Source organism: Prosthecobacter sp., assembly GCF_044222345.1.
Taxonomy (GTDB): Bacteria; Verrucomicrobiota; Verrucomicrobiia; order Verrucomicrobiales; family Verrucomicrobiaceae; genus Prosthecobacter.
Genome location: NZ_JBGANL010000016.1, coordinates 82964 through 98609 on the forward strand (window position 1 = coordinate 82964; position 15646 = coordinate 98609).

Consider the following 15646-nt stretch of genomic DNA (forward strand, 5'->3'; position numbering starts at 1 on the left):
TCACATCGAACGCCGATAGGCCGCGATCCGCCTGAGGAAGGCCTGCCACTTGGCGCCGGGGCGGCCACGGTCCATCAGGAAGTGCGGGCAGTTTTTGTGGCCCAGATTGCGGTGATCATCATGGCGGACCATGAGCCAGTGCTGGTGCGGGACCACGTGATCCAGCGGGATGCCATGCTGTTTCATGAGCCAGGCGGTCAGGCGCGCGGTTTTGTCCAGCGTGCGGGCGCGGTCATTGCCACGGTTTTCGCACATTTCGATGCCGATGGAGCTGCGGTTGCCGGGGCCGTCGTAGTCGGCGTGTTCGCCGCGCTCGTTGGTGGGCATGCTCTGATAGATGGAGTGGTCATCCACGGTGAAATGCCAGCCGATGTAGCCGATCGCGTTGTGCCGGCCTTTGATCGAGCCGGTTTTGAGCATCTGGGCATGGGCATAGGCTCCGGCACCCCGTGCATAATTCTCCGTGGCATGGATGGTGATGTAGGTAGGCCGCATGGGCCGATACTTCCGACGCGCATAGCGGCCGTTTGGCACCAAATCCACCGTGACCCCGGGCGGAGTCCCCGGTGGAACGACGACCGAACAGGAGCTCAAGAGGGCCGCGACAAGCATGTAGCAGGCGATGTGTTGGAATTTCATGGGTTCAAAATGAGCAGTTTAAGTGTTAAGAGCCGCTTCCGGTGCCCTGTCATTATCGAATTATAGGTATTTTTTGGGTCCCCCCTGATTTTCGCCCCGCGCAGGCAAGGCTGCAAAGATTCTCAACTTCGCTCTTCATGGGCGGCATTTTAACGCGTGGAAAATTTTTACGGCGTGGAACCCTTGAATCTCCGGTGTGAAACGCGTTTCGGCACAATGGATGGGAAAAAAATCTCGCCAAAACACTATATCTTGTGCATGATCCTCCTCGGTGCGCGTCCAATCTAGTATTTATGACGCACGTCGGATAATTTGTCATTTTCGATAAAATTCTAATAAACATCCTTCACTCTGCAACGAAATCGTCATGGAAAAGACCTACAAGATCGGCAATCGCGAATTCCCCCTCGATCAAGACAAAGCCGAGGCTGCCTTCGCGGCGAAGATGGTGATCAATGGTCGCAAGAGCATGACCTTCAACCTTCTCCCGCTGAAATATCAGTGGGCCTATGACCTCTACCGGATCATGAAGGCCAACCACTGGGAGCCGGAAGACATTCAGATGCAGAAGGATGTGGAACAATGGCGCTCCAACGACGTCTCCCAGAACGAGCGCTGGATCATCATGATGGGCATCGGCTACTTCAGCGCCGCTGAAGGCATCGTGGGTGACAATGTGCAGCATGTGGTGCGCGAACTGGTGACCGCCCCCGAACTGAAGCTCGTCCTGGGCCGCCATGCGCATGAAGAGAACATCCATGCGGATTCCCTGCTGTACATGATTTCCTCCCTGGGCATCAACCCCCATGAGTGCGAGGCAATGTTTGAGCAGATCCCGACGATCGTGAAGAAGAACGAATTCGTCACCAGGCACTCCAACAACCTGCGCCGCGATCTGGACCTGACCAAGCTGGAGAACAAGCAGCTGCTGGCCAAGAACATCTTCGTCTTCGGCCAGTGCATGGAGGGCACGCAGTTCTACGGCCTCTTTGGCATGATCCTGAGCCTGTACCGCCAGAACAAGTTCCCCGGCATCGGCCAGATGTTCCGCTACACGCTGCGCGATGAGTCGAACCACATCGAAGTCTTCCGCAATCTGTTCATGGACCTCATCGAGGAAAATCCCGACATCTGGACCGCTGACTTCCGTGAGGAGCTGCTCAACATCATGCGCGAAGGCGTGGCGCTGGAGAAGGAATTCATCCGTGACTGCCTGCCGGTGAATGCCGTGGGCCTGAGCGCCGAAGAATTTGAGCGCTACACCGACTACATCGCCGACCGTCGTCTGGACGGCTGCGGTCTCCCGGCGCTGAACCCGGGCATCACCAATCCGCTGCCATGGCTGGCGGAGCTGATGGACATCAAAAAGGAGCAAAATTTCTTCGAAGGCAAGGTGACCGACTACCAGAAGTCCTCCGCCCTCGCCGCCTGCTCCGACGACGACCTTTAATTTCCCAAGACCTTTAATTCCTCACTGCTGGCCGACTTTTCGCTGGAGCTTCTCCAGCGGAATTTCCATCGCCGCCGTTTGTTCATTTCCGTTCATCACCTGCTCCCGTTAACCTTAAACTTGGACCTCCCGCCATGACCCACGCCCACGACCTGCTCAAAGAAGACAAGGCGCTTAAAAACGTCGCTCACAACACTCCGAAACACGAAAAACCCCAGTTCGAGTGGAGTGCGCTGACCGCAGGGGTGGTCGGCATTCCGATGACCGCTCCCAAGGTCCGCATCGGCAGCAGCGAGCGTGATTTCGACGTCGGTGAGATCGCGGACACGGTGGGCAACGCGATCACGGACCTGCTCCTGGCGCGGGAACGCCAGAGCGAAATCTTCAATGACTCGAACCGCCAGCTGGTGCAGGCCATTTCACGTGCGGTGGCCGAGGAGGTGGCCCAGCGCACGGCGGACAACGGTACGGAGGCGCCCATGCTGAGCACCAAGGAGATCTACCAGGTCATTGAGCAGGCGCTGGTACGCCACAATGCCCACGATGTGGCCCGCAGCCTGGCCGAGCGCCGCAAACGCACCGGAACGCTCGCCAATTCCGACGCCAACGACGCAGGCTCTCTCCAACCCATCATGGTCACCACCAAAGTCATCCGCCGCAACGGCCAGCTCGTCCCCTGGAACCACAACAAGATCGAGATCGCCGTGCGCAAGGCCTTCCTCTCCATGGAGATGGATTCATCCCCCGCCGTGCAGGTGGCCGAGGCCGTCAGCCGCGCCATCATCAGTGACGGCAAGCAGTTCATGCACATCGAAGACGTGCAGAACCTCGTGGAAGAAGAGCTCATGAAGCAGGGCTTCTTCAAAGTGGCCCGCGCCTACATCCAGTACCGTGCGTTGCGCTCCACCATGCGCGTTGGGGAGGAAACGGCCGCCGCCATCGCGGACGAGGCCGAGTCCGACCAGCAGCAGACGCTCATCCTCGTGCGTGTGTCCCCCACGGAAACCTTCCTCTGGGACGGCCAGGATCTGAAGCGCCGCATCGACTTCGCCAGCCTGGGCCTCGATCTCTGCATCAGCCGCGCCGAGATCGAAATGGAGCTGCGCCGCTCCATTTTCAGCGAGATCACCGTCGAAGCGCTGAAGACCACCATCATCCTCAATGCGCGCACCTTGATGGAAAAGGACGCCGACTTCGCGAAGTTCGCCGGCCGCATGCTCCTCACCTACATCTATGAAGAAGTGCTCGGCTGGAGCATCGTGGATCACGGCATCGAGCAGCTGCCAACCTTCCACCGCCGTGGCTTCCGCAAGAACCTCGCCCGTGGCATCGAGATCGAGCGCCTGCACCCGCAGCTCCTCAAGTACGACCTCGACAAGATCGCCGACGCGCTGGATCCCGCCGCCGACATGGACTTCGACTTCCTCGGCATCCAGACGCTGTATGACCGCTACCTGATCGTCGATAAAAAGACCAAGCCCTCCAAGCGCCTGGAAACCCCGCAGCTCTTCTGGATGCGCGTGGCCATGGGCCTCTGCGTGCAGGAAAAGGAAAACGCCGAGGACAAGATCATCGCGCTGTACCGCCTGTACAAAGGCCGCCGTTTCTGCTCCAGCACACCGACGCTTTTCAACAGCGGCACGATGCACAGCCAGCTCTCCTCCTGCTACCTCTACAAGGTGGACGACAGCATCGAGTCCATCATGCAGCGCGGCATCGCGGACAACGCCTACCTTTCCAAGTGGGCGGGCGGCCTCGGCGGCTCCTGGACCGCCGTGCGCGGCACCGGCGGCTACATCAAGGGCACCAATGGCGAAAGCCAGGGCGTCATCCCCTTCCTCAAGCTGCACAACGACCAGCTCATCGCGGTGAACCAGGGTGGCAAGCGCCGCGGCTCCGGCTGCGCCTACCTCGAAGTCTGGCACAACGACATCGAAGACTTCCTGCAGCTCCGTGTGAACACCGGCGACGAACGCCGCCGCACGCATGACCTGAACACCGCCAACTGGGTGCCCGACCTCTTCATGAAGCGCATGGAGAACCGCCAGCAGTGGACGCTCTTCCGCGCCAATGAAACTCCTGATCTCCACGAGCTCTACGGCAGCGCCTTTGAAAAACGCTACATCGAGTACGAAGAGATGGCCGCCAAGGGCCTGATCTTTGGCCGCACCATGGAAGCGCTGGACCTGTGGAAGAAGATGCTCAAGTCCATCTTCGAAACCGGCCACCCCTGGATCACCTTCAAGGACCCTTGCAACGTGCGCAGCCCGCAGGACCACGTGGGCGTCATCCACAGCTCCAATCTCTGCACCGAGATCACGCTGAACACGAGCTTTGAAGAAACCGCCGTGTGCAACCTCGGCTCCGTCCTCATCGACAACCACCTCGACGACAACGGCAACATCGACCACTCCAAGCTGCGCGAGACCATCCGCGTCGCGGTGCGCATGCTCGACAACGTCATCGACATCAACTACTACCCCACCGAATCCGCGAAGACCGCCAACAGCCGTCATCGCCCCATCGGTCTCGGCGTCATGGGCCTGGGCTACGCGCTCTACCGCAAGGGCCTGCCTTTCGCCTCCAAGGAAGCCGTGGAGTTCAACGACGAGTTCATGGAAGCCGTGGCCTACTACGCCTATGAAGCCAGCAGCGACATCGCCGCTGAGAAGGGCCCCTATTCCACCTACAAAGGCAGCAAGTGGGACCGTGGTCTGCTTCCGCAGGACACCGTGGATCTCCTCGCCAAAGAGCGCGGCCTCGACATCGACGTTCCCCGTGGCGGCAAGATGGACTGGTCCGGCCTGCGTGCGAAGATCGCCAAGAACGGCATGCGCAACAGCAACGTCCTCGCCATCGCGCCGACCGCCACCATCTCCAACATCATGGGCTCCAGCCCCTGCATCGAGCCGCTGTTCACGAACTTCTACACCAAGAGCAACCTCTCCGGCGACTTCATGGTGCTCAATCCTTACCTCGTGAAGGACCTCAAGAAGCGCGGCCTCTGGAACGCCGAGATCCAGGCCAAGATCAAGTACACCGACGGCGAGCTCGAAAGCATCGAGGAAGTCCCCATGGACCTGAAGCGCAAGTACGCCACCGCCTTCGGCATCGACTGGGCCTGGCTGCTCGACGCCGCCGCGCGCCGTCAGAAGTGGATCGACCAGTCCCAGAGCGTGAACCTCTTCTGCGGCGAGAGCGCCATGCAGACCCTCTCCCACATGTACCGCGCCGCCTGGCGCAAGGGCCTCAAAACGACCTACTACCTCCGCACCCGCAGCGCCTCCAACATCGAAAAAGCCACCAGCGAAGTCGAGAAGGAGAAGCGCGGCATCGTCGGCACCCACCACGCCGGCGTGGCTGCTGCAGCAGCCGCTGCGAAGCAATACACCGCCGAAGAAGTCATGGCCTGCTCCATTGAGGCCATGCGGAACGGCGGGACGTGTGAGGCGTGTCAGTAGGGGAGCCTTGAATGTTGAGACTCCAAACCGGCTTTCAGCAGATGAAAGCCGGTTTTTTATTAGTTGTCATAGATCACATTAAAGTAATGAGTCACGATCGTAACGAGAACCGTCAAAAATCAGCGTCATTCAGCGGGCTTGAGATGCTGATATTGCTCACCATACTCGGAGTGGTAATCTTGTTCTGGTTAGCTAGCCCGTGGCTTGTTACAAAACTATCAGAGCTTTCATATGATAGCACCGAAAAACGGGGTCAATTTGGCGATTCCTATGCCGTTACTAATACCTTGTTTTCTGGACTTGCATTTGTCGCCTTGATTGCAGCCCTTGTTTTTCAGCGAAAAGATCTCATGGGACAGGTAAAGGAACTTGGACATCAAGTGAGCCAATTTGAACAACAAAATCAACTCACGCGCAAGCAGATGGCATTCCAAGAAATTCAGACGCGCATCGCCGCAATGCCCTTCCTTAAAATTTTCTTGTCTCTAGATTCCAGCGACACCCGTATTCAGAGTCCGGTTTGGCGATTCCATCTCACCAACGAAGGGCCACCGATTTATAATGTGCGAGTTCATTATTGCGGACAGGAACCTGAAACTAATTGGGTTATGAAGATGTCTTCTGGCGACACGTTAGGTGGATTCGAAGAAATGATTCTTGATAATCAGAAGAAAACTATTTGGTGGCAGGTGAATTATGTGAATCAACTTGGTGAAGCAGGCTCTCTGACAGCCACAATGCCAGATACATCTGATTTTACTGTACTCACTCGGTTTGATGTCGAAGCCCACAAGATACGTGAAGAAGTCTTGGCAAAGTTCAAAATGAAAGAAGACTCATAGGGTGCTCAGTCTGCAAATCCCACAGGGCTTTCGGTATGCAGCCCAGGAGCGCGCTCTTCGGCAAACAGAAAAAGTTGCCATTCATGTCGTGCTGCCCTCACGCTCCAGCCATTTGGCCTGCGGATTAATCCAGTTCGCCCAGCTCAAGAAGGAGATGGCGCTGAGCGAGGTTGTCGGTGTCGTTGAAGCGGAGCAGCCATGCTGTTGTGCGCCCCACGGCAGTGAGGCCGAGAATGTAGGGGCCTTCACGGCGGAAGTGGTCTTCCCAGCGGTCTTTTCTCGGGTGATATAAACGAGTCAGTTCACCTGAGTCGGGATCGATGCTGGAAAGGTTGGGACCTTTGACCGCATTGCACCAGGAGCAGGCGAGGGCGAGGTTTTCCAGCAGGTCGGTGCCGCCATGCTGCTGCGCAATGACGTGCTCGATATGGAACGGGCTTTCCTCTTCATCCTGCTGGCGCAGCCGACAGTATTCGCAGCGGTTTCCAGCACGCTGCCGCACTTCGTTTCGAATGGCAGATTCCATGCCTCAGGCTGCCTGACGTTTCAAAAAGAGCCTGGCCTGGAGCTTGAGAATCGACATCATCTTGCCCGCATAGATGTAGCTCCAGTACTCGGACTCCTCATCGCGGGCCAGCCGTCCCTCATTGGCCTTGGCCGCCAGTTCTTCCATGCGTGCCGTTTTGGCGGCGTCGGGCTCGATCTGAACGATGTTTGCCGCCGTCTCCGCCGTGAAGCACGGACGGGAAGGATCGAGCATCTTTTCGAGGCTGGAGAATGCGTTCATGACAGCCAGAGTCTGCCACACCGTCTGACGGGTGCAACCCGCGTTTGGCGCGTGATCGGGCTTGGGGATCAGGGTCACAAACCATCGGGAGGCTGGATTGAATGCCAACGCCTGCGGTGATTTGCTTCCTGCTGCGATTTTTTGCTCACACGCCGAATAGCGGGACCACTCTTGAAATCCGGCTGCCGGGTGCGGGCATTCAAGGGCTGTAAAGAAGCCGGGCTGAGATCATGAAACAGGCCAAAAGTGCTTGAACAAATACCGAATCATACCATACTATATCCGAGTCAATCATACCAGAAACGATTGCCTTGCCGACCGTCTCAGGACGGCGCTTGGAAGAAGAAAAGGATGCCGGTCGTCATGGGCATCCAAACCGGTTTTAACATTGCCTCCAGACACCTATGGAAACACACCTGCCCATCCTCATGGAAGCGATCCCCCAGCCACGATCCATCCGCAGGAAGTGGCACTTTCCCTCCCTGGAAATCGACAGCCGTGAGATCAGCGCGGAGGCTGCCAGGCAGCGGCATTGCGATCATCTGCGGCGGGAGCCTCGTGTGGCGCTGCAGTCGGACGGCAAGCCTTTCTACCGCATCCAGTGTGCTGACTGCGGCCAGAAGCTCAGCCATTCACTCCCGCACTCCAGCATCCCCAACCGCGAGAGGTGCCCGCAGTGGGATGAGGAGCTCTACCAGAGGCGCCTCCGCAGCCGCCTTGCTGCCTACGGGCAGTGCCGGGAAGCGGCCATCGCCAAACGGAAGGCGGAGTGGAGGGCCGTCTATCGCCGGTATCTGGCCTCTGCGGACTGGCAGTCCGTGCGCCAGCGCGTTTTGAGAAGGGCCTGGGTCACTTGCGAAGGGTGCCTGGAGGCTCGGGCCACGGAAGTCCACCACACGACCTATGCCCATGTGGGCGATGAGTTCCTCTTCGAGCTGGTGGCGATCTGCCGCCCCTGCCATGAGCGCGCGCATCCCCGCGCTTCGACCGGCTATCCGGAGCTTCTGGAAAGGCACCTGCAAAAGGTTCATGTTTACGGGAGCTGAACCCGGCTGAGAGGGACGGTGGTGGAGCGCGGACTTGAGTCCGCAGCACTCCGCAAACACATGTCACTCCGCAGCTCCCCTTCGGCCTCATCCAAGCCCAGCTCCCCTTCGGCCTCATCCAAGCCGAGCATCATCGTGCCTGCAGCATTCAACGCGCATCAACACACGTCTCATGCGGACGACCTGCTGCGGACTCAAGTCCGCGCTCCAAGGCCTGGGAGGAAACGCGGTCTGAGACCGCAAAGCAGGCCAAAACATCTTGATAAAATACCGAATCATACCATAATATATCCATGGTAATCCTACCAGAAATGATTGCCGCGCTGCTCGCCTCGGGCAGGCGATTTGAACTTACTCCCGAAGGGGGCGTGATCGTGGATGCGGAGCCATCCAAGGCCAGCAGGCGTGCCGAAAGGAACCGCCGCTACTATCAATCCGAGCGTCAACGCGCGTCTGAAAACGTCTTGAAGTCGTCTGAACCCGTCTTGGAGTGTCTGGACGCGTCTGAATCGTCTGAAAAAACAACACCTCTCCCCCTCTCTCCCTCCCTCCCCCTTTCCCCTCAGACTCCCCTATCCCCCGCCCACCCACACGCCCCCACACCTGCACAAGGGCGCACGCCCGCGTACGTAGGCGAAGCCGCTCCTTGCCTAGCAGCGCAGCCCCCGGCAGCGACCCACAAACCCAAACGACGCGGACTGCCGGTGGATGACGCGGCATGGCTCGCACACCTCGCCACGAACCCGGCGTATCAAGCCCTCGACCTCCCCGCAGAACTGGGGAAATGCGCCGCCTGGTGCGAGCTGAAACACAAGCGGCTCAGCCGTGCGAGGCTGCTGAACTGGCTGAACAAAGCGGACCCGCGCATCAGCCTCAAAGGCCTGGAGTCGCCCAGTGGCGCAGAGCCCAACGCAGGCCGTGGCACCCAGGCGGAGCTGGAGGCCTACGCGATGCAGATCGGCCTGCCAGCCAGCGATGGCGCCTCGATGTTCAACCACTGGGAGGCAAACGGATGGATGAACGGCCCCAATGCGATCAAGGACTGGCGGGCCGGGCTGCGCAAGTGGCGCGATCAAGGCTGGCTGCCTTCGCAGAAGGTGATTCATCGCCCCGCGCCCGCGCCGCCGACGCGCAGTGATACTGCCAACCGGCCGGGACGGTATGCGTAGAACCTCACCGAGTCCGTGGAAGCATCACGATCTCCCGCTGCCATATCGCGGATGCCTTTTTTCGTGCCGGAGGCAGAGAACGCGAATCTGTCCGGGTCGGATCTCATAGAGCACATCGTATGGGAAACGCTGCAGTTTCACCCGTCGGACAGATGAGGAAGACAGCCAGAAACTGAAACCTTCTGGATGGGCTTCAATCTGGCCCAAGGCCATCTTCAGCTTGGCGAAGAAATCTTCTCCCAGTCCGGGACTCTGCTCCTCGTACCAATCCACGGCTTCATTCGCCTCGGCCTGAACCTGCCTGTGGTAGGTGAGCCTCATCGGCGATCACGATTGATCTTGAGCCCGGCCAAGAACTCCTCATGCGAGAGCTCCATGCTCGGATCTGCGTCCATTTCCTCGGAGCGTCTTGTCGCTTCTTCCAGCCAGGCCTGATCGACGGCCTTCTGCCAGTCTTCGGGTACACTGGCGTAGAGCCTGTCGGCCAGAGCCACACGTTCAGCCACGGGCAGTGAAAACAAGGATTGTGTCAGAGCAACCGTACTCATGCTGCTGACTGTCCGCCATTTGGGGCGAAAATCCATCGCTGTTTGCATCGGCTTGATTCCTGACGGTTTCCGGGAACCTTGGTGCATGAAGACGACTGAACCCCTCTCCATCGCCGAGCAGATGAAGGTGCTGCAATCCCGGGAGGATGTGGCGACGTGGGCGCTGGCGCATCTGGGGCTGCTGCCGGAGTGGCGCGACACGAATGAAGAGGGCAACACGGGGCGCTGCCAGGAGGCGGTGAACCGGGTCTTCACGCTGACGCGCGCGGACATCGAAGCGAGCCTCGCCGCGCAGGGCCTGCAGCCCGAGAATCTGCCGCCAACGAAGACCCAGCCCGGCTCGCGCGACGGCTCCTACTTCATCAGCAACGGCAAAGGCGAGTGGGAGTATTACTTCCAGGAACGCGAAATCCGCTGGCCCAGCGCCACCTTCAACGATCTCGGCGAGGCGCGGAAGTTCCTGCTCAACGAATGGATTCCCGTCTGGCTCAAACACCTCCGCATTCCTTGCCGCACGAAGAGCGGGAAGATGATCGAGACGCTGTAGGCGATGGGTGGATCACGCCCCTCAGTGACAAGTGGGTGTGCTAGGATTTGCCGACTTGGCAACTGATTCGAATAGCGTATCGAAATCCCGACCTATACTTTATGAGCTTCACACCCTTTTTTATGCGAGTGTCTCCCTTCAAGATTTGGATGCTGCTTTGGTTCGGAATGGTGATTTCCGCCTACTCCCAGAACAGCTACAGCCCCGAACTGGAGACCAACGCCAAGGCGGGAAATGCCGAGTCGCAGTATCAGCTCAGCCGCTGCTATCTTCTCGGCAAGGGTGTCGCTGCAAATGATGCAGAAGCAGTTAAGTGGGAAATGCAGGCTGCGGAGAGAAACTATGCGGAAGCCCAGTTCCACCTCGGAGCCCGCTACTCGATCGGTTATGGTGTCAAACTGGACACGGTCCAGGCCGGTAAATGGCTGGCTTTGGCCGCGAAAACAGGACACGTGAAAGCTCAGAACATGCTGTCGGGCATCGAGCGCAGGCTGACTGCCGAGCAAAAGGCGCAGATGGCGAAGCTTGTCACCGAATTCCGGCCACAGTCCTCGGCGAATCCTGCTGTCAAAATCGCGCTGCCGCCAGGGATGGAGCGTGCCTCCAAGTATGAACTCCTCCAAGGAGAAGGCGGCGCAGGTTCTGGATGCATCATCCGGTATTATGAAAGCCTTTGCGCAGTGACGTCTCTGCATCAATTCAATGGGCAGACTCCCCGGAACCTGGAAGACCGCCAGCAAAAGCCCGTGGCCTTGAATTCCGGCAAAGTCATCAAGCAGAAGGATGTGCAGGCTGTGATGCTCGCGGATCAAAAAAGCACGATCCCCTTCCTGGAGTACCATCCCAAGTTTCGGCTGGAGGATCATGAGGCCGTGTGTGTGTTTGATGCTGCGGGCAAACCGCATGAAGGGGAATTATACTTCCTCACTTTAGCAGGTGAATATCATTCCATCGCCGGCCCGACAGAAATGGAGGTCAGGATGAAGACTCCCATCATGGCGGCCGGAGCGAGCGGGTCGCCCATTCTTCAACAATCCACCGGTCTGGTCATCGGCGTGCTGCTCGGCGCAGACCATCCGGTGAAGGCCACCCGCATCTCATTCGAAACCCTTTGCCTGCCAGATTTGACTCCCAAGCCGGCTCCGAAACCCGCCCCGGTCTATTCCGATCCCAAGCAGGCCGCCGCCTATCAAGGCTTCACCGAATTTGCCAAACGCGTGCCCACCATTCATTGGAACGCTTCGGAGAAATACCTCAGAGCATGGAAGGCACCCAGCGTGGACACCGTGGAGGAGTTTGTACAGTCGAACAAGGTCAGCGACATGGAAGTCCTGCCTGGTGCAGACGGTCAATGGGAGGCATCCCTGAAAATGGCCGATGAAAAAACTCCCGACCTGTTTTGGAAATACCAGTTCATCTCGAACAGCACGGGCGGCTGGACGCTCAAGGGTGGCCAAAAAATGGACCACGGCAAGCCCATGGAGATCCTGGTCGGAGACCGCTTGATGAAGCGATGCTTTATCTCCGCTTTTGCCGAAGACGCTGCTAAAAAATAGACCTTCAGGCCGGCTCCACTTTTGAGACTTCACCCCCGCAATCCGCCAGCGGCACCTTGGCGGCATGGACGAGGCTGAGCTTGCGGGGGGCAGGCGTGGTGTGCTGCGGCAAAATTTTCGTTCAGGAAAATCAGATGGCCACTTCCGCATCTTCGTCACCTGCATCCACGAGGGACTTGGTGATCATGCCGGCAGCGACGGTGTTGTTCGTCTGTTCATCGACGAGGACGAGCCAGGATGCTCTTACAGATGTCGCGGCGGCGGATGACGGCCACGCAATGATTCTTCACGACGAATACTTATCGCAATCGGACGATTCATCGCGAGCGCTGATACCGTAGCCCGGCCTGTGGGAGTGATCCCGACGAGTTCAGATGCATTCCAACGAAAATGCAGGTTCCACACATCTCGGCGGGGATGAAACAATGGAGCCGAGGAACCTGTGGTTGGATCCGCAGCGCCCACCCGCGCAGCTTTGCGCAGAGAACAAGAAACACAGGCAAGAGCCAAATTTTCAGATTCAGTCGGCCCACCCAAGCTCTGCGGGTAAACATGATCGACATGAAATACGGCCTCCTGTCCTTCCTGAGACAAGCCGCAGTACTCGCAGCGATTCATCGCTCGTTCGATGACCTGCCAGCGCAACGAACTCGGAATGCTCATGCAGCCGCCCTGGCCTTGAGGCCCAGATAGGTGAGCGTGTCCGCCAGGTCCACCAAGCCTTCAGCTTCTCGTCTCTCCTGATCGGTAAGTGCCTGACCCGAATCCTGCTTGTCCAGCAACAAGGTCAGTCGCTCGTTCACGCCTTCGGGCAGTTTGAACCGCGCCAGATCGTCGGGCAATTCGAGATCAAGGTGAATCGACTGTGACATGGCTGGAATCTATCGCCTCCCCTCTGCGATGCAATGGATCAATTCCTGCCAAAGAGGACGCTGAGAGGAGTGTCCGCGCCCCCTTCATTAAACCCCGCAATCCGCCAGCGGCACCTTGGCGGCATGGACGAGGCTGAGCTTGCCGGGGGCAGGCGTGGTGTGCTGCGGCAAAATGTTCGTTCAGGAAAATCAGATCGCGACTTCCGCATCTTCGTCACCTGCATCCACGAGGGACTTGGTGATCATGCCGGCGGCCACGGTGTTGTTCGTCTGTTCATCGACGAGGACGAAGCTGCCGGTGGTGCGGTTCTTGGAGTAGGGGTCGAAGAAGATCGGGGACGCGCAGCGGATGCGGATGCAGCCGATGTCGTTGAGAGAGAACTCCTTGCTCGCGGTGGTTTTTTCCAGCGTGCTGATGTTCACCTTGTAGAGCACGTCGGTGACGACGGCGCGCACATCATTCGTGGTGTGGCGCAGGTGGAAGCGGCTGCGTGGCTTGAGCGTTTTCTTGTCGGCAAACCAGCAGATCATGGCGTCAAACTCATGGCTGGTCTGCGTGGGCTCGCCGGCCTTCACGATCATGCCGCCACGGCTGGTGTCGATTTCATCAGCGACGGTGATGCTGTAGCTGAGCTGCGGGATGGCCTCCTGCTGCGGGCCTTCAAAGGTGTGAATCCCCGTGATCTTGGTCTTCATCTCGGAGGGATAGACGAGCACGTCATCGCCCACCTTGAAGGTGCCGCTGGCCATGCGGCCGGCGAAACCACGGTAGTCATGCAGATTGCCGAGCTTGGCGTCTTCGCGATCCGAGATGGGGCGGATGACCCACTGCACCGGGAAGCGTGCTTCATCGGCGGCGGTTTCCGTATGCACCTGCGCGGTTTCGAGATGCTGCAGGAGAGAGGGGCCGGTGTACCACGGGGTGTTCTCGGACTTATCGACCACGTTGTCGCCATTGAGCGCGCTCATCGGGATGGGCGTGACCTTGGGCAGATTCTCGAGGCCTTTGGCGAAAGCCTGGAAGTCAGCGACGATCTTGTTATAAACGGCCTCATCGAAATCCACGAGGTCCATCTTGTTCACGGCGAGCACGATGTGGCCGATGCGCAGCAGCGAGGCGAGATAGGTGTGGCGCATGGTCTGTTCGATGACACCGAGACGGGCGTCGATCAGGATGATGGCGAGGTCTGCGGTGGAGGCACCGGTGACCATGTTGCGCGTGTACTGAATGTGCCCCGGCGTATCCGCGATGATGAACTTGCGCTTCGGCGTGGCGAAGTAGCGGTAGGCCACGTCAATCGTGATGCCCTGCTCGCGCTCGGCGCGCAGGCCGTCGGTGAGCAAGGCGAGATTCACATGCGCATCGCCACGACGCTTGGAGGATTCTTCGACAGCGAGAAGCTGGTCTTCGAAGATCGATTTGGAATCATACAGCAAGCGGCCGATGAGCGTGCTTTTGCCGTCGTCCACACTGCCGGCAGTGGTGAAACGAAGAAGAGAGGATTCAGTAGGGTTAACGAGAACGTCCATGATAAAAGGCGGAGTGAGAGGGACTATGCGGTCTGGTTGCAGAAGTTTTCGATGCAGTCGCGGTAACCTTGAATGAATTCGTGGTCGGGTTCCGAGTCTTGAAGAAGGGTTGCGATGGCAGATTCTGACGCTGTTCGAATGGCTTCGATCTCAGCGGGTGTGGCTTCGCGCACGATCGCGGTCATGAAGTCCAGTGTTTCGCTGTCTTCATCTGCCGCGTCTTCATCGTTGCGACGGACGGAAGCGAGATAAGCCACCGAGTAGGAGAGAGCTTCGGCCAATCTTTTCATCAGAAGTATCCTTCCTTCTTGCGGTCTTCCATGGCGGTTTCGCTGCGCTTGTCGTCAGCACGCGTGCCGCGCTCGGTCTGGCGGGCGGCGGCGACTTCGGCGACGATTTCATCAATCGTGCTGGCGGTGGATTCCACGGCGCCGGTGCAGGTGGCGTCTCCCACGGTGCGGAAGCGGATGGTCATCTCCTTCACCTTGGGCTTTTCTTCATCGAGCAGCGGAATGATGCCGGTGCTGGCGTCGAGAAGCTGGCCGTGGCGCTCGATAATCTTGCGCTGGTGGCTGAAGTAGAGGCTTGGCAGGGGGATGTTTTCCTGGCGGATGTACTGCCAGATGTCCATCTCGGTCCAGTTGCTCAGAGGGAAGACACGGAAGTGCTCGCCGAAGTGTTTGCGACCGTTGAAGATGTTCCAGAGCTCGGGGCGCTGGTTCTTGGGGTCCCACTGGCCGAACTCATCGCGGTGGCTGAAGAAGCGCTCCTTGGCGCGGGCTTTTTCTTCATCGCGACGACCACCGCCGAGGCAGGCGTCGAACTGATTTTCTTCGATGGTATCAAGCAGCGTGACGGTCTGGAGCTTGTTGCGGCTGGCGTTGTGGCCTTTCTCTTCCTGCACGCGACCGTCGTCGATGGATTTCTGCACGAGGCCGACCGTCAGCGTGGCACCGATCTCCTGCACGAACCAGTCGCGGTATTCCATGGCCTCGGGGAAGTTGTGACCGGTGTCCACGTGGAGCAGCGGGAAGGGCAGCTTGGAAGGGTAGAAGGCTTTGCGCGCCAGCCAGGCCATGACGATGGAGTCTTTGCCACCGGAGAACAGCAGCGCGGGCTTTTGGAACTGCGCGGCCGTTTCGCGCAGGATGTAGATGGCCTCGGATTCGAGGAATTGGAGATGGGTGATCGCGGACATG

17 protein-coding genes are annotated in these 15646 nt (G+C 58.7%); 7 read left to right on the forward strand and 10 right to left on the reverse strand.

Features of this window, described 5'->3' with window-relative positions; genetic code table 11:
- Positions 1-639 (reverse strand): N-acetylmuramoyl-L-alanine amidase family protein, encoded by a 639-nt coding sequence (locus ACILSL_RS10920; protein ID WP_395732059.1) that lies wholly within the window; start codon positions 637-639, stop codon positions 1-3.
- Between the two features lie 367 nt (positions 640-1006).
- Here ACILSL_RS10920 and ACILSL_RS10925 point away from each other — a divergent pair, with 367 nt between their 5' ends.
- The 3 genes from ACILSL_RS10925 to ACILSL_RS10935 all read left to right on the forward strand — a co-directional run bounded on the left by ACILSL_RS10925 (position 1007) and on the right by ACILSL_RS10935 (position 6392).
- Entirely contained in the window at positions 1007-2089 is a 1083-nt protein-coding gene (locus ACILSL_RS10925; RefSeq protein WP_395732060.1) for a ribonucleotide-diphosphate reductase subunit beta, read from the forward strand.
- Positions 2090-2223: 134 nt separating this feature from the next.
- Positions 2224-5550, forward strand: a complete 3327-nt coding sequence (locus ACILSL_RS10930; RefSeq protein WP_395732061.1) for a ribonucleoside-diphosphate reductase subunit alpha — start codon at positions 2224-2226, stop codon at positions 5548-5550.
- An 11-nt stretch (positions 5551-5561) separates the two neighbouring features.
- Complete coding sequence (locus tag ACILSL_RS10935; protein WP_395732062.1) at positions 5562-6392, forward strand: hypothetical protein; 831 nt, start codon at positions 5562-5564, stop codon at positions 6390-6392.
- A gap of 124 nt (positions 6393-6516) precedes the next feature.
- Here the strand turns inward: ACILSL_RS10935 and ACILSL_RS10940 are convergent, their stop codons facing one another.
- Both ACILSL_RS10940 and ACILSL_RS10945 read right to left on the reverse strand, forming a co-directional pair.
- Positions 6517-6918 carry an HNH endonuclease gene (locus tag ACILSL_RS10940; RefSeq protein ID WP_395732063.1) on the reverse strand — a complete coding sequence of 134 codons (402 nt, stop codon included), beginning with the start codon at positions 6916-6918 and terminating at the stop codon, positions 6517-6519.
- 3 nt (positions 6919-6921) lie between these two features.
- Positions 6922-7179: a hypothetical protein gene (locus ACILSL_RS10945; protein WP_395732064.1), complete on the reverse strand. Its 258-nt coding sequence runs from the start codon at positions 7177-7179 to the stop codon at positions 6922-6924.
- A gap of 404 nt (positions 7180-7583) precedes the next feature.
- On the opposite strand from ACILSL_RS10945, the gene ACILSL_RS10950 reads away from it, so the two are divergent.
- Together ACILSL_RS10950 and ACILSL_RS10955 are read left to right on the forward strand one after the other, a co-directional pair.
- Entirely contained in the window at positions 7584-8225 is a 642-nt protein-coding gene (locus ACILSL_RS10950) for an HNH endonuclease (protein WP_395732065.1), read from the forward strand.
- 293 nt (positions 8226-8518) lie between these two features.
- Positions 8519-9394 (forward strand): hypothetical protein, encoded by an 876-nt coding sequence (locus ACILSL_RS10955; protein WP_395732066.1) that lies wholly within the window; start codon positions 8519-8521, stop codon positions 9392-9394.
- Positions 9395-9418: 24 nt separating this feature from the next.
- Here the strand turns inward: ACILSL_RS10955 and ACILSL_RS10960 are convergent, their stop codons facing one another.
- Both ACILSL_RS10960 and ACILSL_RS10965 read right to left on the reverse strand, forming a co-directional pair.
- Entirely contained in the window at positions 9419-9715 is a 297-nt protein-coding gene (locus ACILSL_RS10960) for a type II toxin-antitoxin system RelE/ParE family toxin (RefSeq protein ID WP_395732067.1), read from the reverse strand.
- On the reverse strand, positions 9712-9942 hold the full coding sequence (locus ACILSL_RS10965; RefSeq protein WP_395732068.1) for an addiction module protein: 231 nt from the start codon (positions 9940-9942) through the stop codon (positions 9712-9714). The genes ACILSL_RS10960 and ACILSL_RS10965 overlap by 4 nt, the downstream gene beginning before the upstream one ends.
- Positions 9943-10027: 85 nt before the next feature.
- On the opposite strand from ACILSL_RS10965, the gene ACILSL_RS10970 reads away from it, so the two are divergent.
- Together ACILSL_RS10970 and ACILSL_RS10975 are read left to right on the forward strand one after the other, a co-directional pair.
- A complete protein-coding gene (locus ACILSL_RS10970; RefSeq protein ID WP_395732069.1) occupies positions 10028-10489 on the forward strand; it encodes a hypothetical protein in 462 nt (153 codons plus the stop codon).
- A gap of 149 nt (positions 10490-10638) precedes the next feature.
- Positions 10639-12045, forward strand: coding sequence for a tetratricopeptide repeat protein (locus ACILSL_RS10975; RefSeq protein WP_395732070.1), 1407 nt, complete (start codon positions 10639-10641; stop codon positions 12043-12045).
- Between the two features lie 243 nt (positions 12046-12288).
- Here the strand turns inward: ACILSL_RS10975 and ACILSL_RS10980 are convergent, their stop codons facing one another.
- The 5 genes from ACILSL_RS10980 to cysD form a co-directional block, all read right to left on the reverse strand.
- Positions 12289-12708, reverse strand: coding sequence for an HNH endonuclease (locus ACILSL_RS10980; RefSeq protein WP_395732071.1), 420 nt, complete (start codon positions 12706-12708; stop codon positions 12289-12291).
- Positions 12705-12917 (reverse strand): hypothetical protein, encoded by a 213-nt coding sequence (locus ACILSL_RS10985; RefSeq protein ID WP_395732072.1) that lies wholly within the window; start codon positions 12915-12917, stop codon positions 12705-12707. The genes ACILSL_RS10980 and ACILSL_RS10985 overlap by 4 nt, the downstream gene beginning before the upstream one ends.
- A gap of 189 nt (positions 12918-13106) precedes the next feature.
- Positions 13107-14447 (reverse strand): sulfate adenylyltransferase subunit 1, encoded by a 1341-nt coding sequence (locus tag ACILSL_RS10990; RefSeq protein WP_395732073.1) that lies wholly within the window; start codon positions 14445-14447, stop codon positions 13107-13109.
- A gap of 23 nt (positions 14448-14470) precedes the next feature.
- On the reverse strand, positions 14471-14737 hold the full coding sequence (locus ACILSL_RS10995; RefSeq protein ID WP_395732074.1) for a hypothetical protein: 267 nt from the start codon (positions 14735-14737) through the stop codon (positions 14471-14473).
- Positions 14737-15645: a sulfate adenylyltransferase subunit CysD gene (cysD, locus tag ACILSL_RS11000; RefSeq protein WP_395732075.1), complete on the reverse strand. Its 909-nt coding sequence runs from the start codon at positions 15643-15645 to the stop codon at positions 14737-14739. Before cysD ends, ACILSL_RS10995 begins: the two co-directional genes overlap by 1 nt.
- Between the last annotated feature and the right edge of the window lies 1 nt (position 15646).

Coding starts and splice junctions, on each gene's coding strand:
- ACILSL_RS10975 (WP_395732070.1), top strand. CDS start 10,639: ATGCTGCTTTGGTTCGGAATGGTGATTTCCGCCTACTCCCAGAACAGC.
- cysD (WP_395732075.1), bottom strand. CDS start 15,645: ATGTCCGCGATCACCCATCTCCAATTCCTCGAATCCGAGGCCATCTAC.
- ACILSL_RS10965 (WP_395732068.1), bottom strand. CDS start 9,942: ATGAGTACGGTTGCTCTGACACAATCCTTGTTTTCACTGCCCGTGGCT.
- ACILSL_RS10935 (WP_395732062.1), top strand. CDS start 5,562: ATGTTGAGACTCCAAACCGGCTTTCAGCAGATGAAAGCCGGTTTTTTA.
- ACILSL_RS10930 (WP_395732061.1), top strand. CDS start 2,224: ATGACCCACGCCCACGACCTGCTCAAAGAAGACAAGGCGCTTAAAAAC.
- ACILSL_RS10920 (WP_395732059.1), bottom strand. CDS start 639: ATGAAATTCCAACACATCGCCTGCTACATGCTTGTCGCGGCCCTCTTG.
- ACILSL_RS10970 (WP_395732069.1), top strand. CDS start 10,028: ATGAAGACGACTGAACCCCTCTCCATCGCCGAGCAGATGAAGGTGCTG.
- ACILSL_RS10980 (WP_395732071.1), bottom strand. CDS start 12,708: ATGAGCATTCCGAGTTCGTTGCGCTGGCAGGTCATCGAACGAGCGATG.
- ACILSL_RS10945 (WP_395732064.1), bottom strand. CDS start 7,179: ATGAACGCATTCTCCAGCCTCGAAAAGATGCTCGATCCTTCCCGTCCG.
- ACILSL_RS10955 (WP_395732066.1), top strand. CDS start 8,519: ATGGTAATCCTACCAGAAATGATTGCCGCGCTGCTCGCCTCGGGCAGG.
- ACILSL_RS10985 (WP_395732072.1), bottom strand. CDS start 12,917: ATGTCACAGTCGATTCACCTTGATCTCGAATTGCCCGACGATCTGGCG.
- ACILSL_RS10990 (WP_395732073.1), bottom strand. CDS start 14,447: ATGGACGTTCTCGTTAACCCTACTGAATCCTCTCTTCTTCGTTTCACC.
- ACILSL_RS10995 (WP_395732074.1), bottom strand. CDS start 14,737: ATGAAAAGATTGGCCGAAGCTCTCTCCTACTCGGTGGCTTATCTCGCT.
- ACILSL_RS10940 (WP_395732063.1), bottom strand. CDS start 6,918: ATGGAATCTGCCATTCGAAACGAAGTGCGGCAGCGTGCTGGAAACCGC.
- ACILSL_RS10960 (WP_395732067.1), bottom strand. CDS start 9,715: ATGAGGCTCACCTACCACAGGCAGGTTCAGGCCGAGGCGAATGAAGCC.
- ACILSL_RS10925 (WP_395732060.1), top strand. CDS start 1,007: ATGGAAAAGACCTACAAGATCGGCAATCGCGAATTCCCCCTCGATCAA.
- ACILSL_RS10950 (WP_395732065.1), top strand. CDS start 7,584: ATGGAAACACACCTGCCCATCCTCATGGAAGCGATCCCCCAGCCACGA.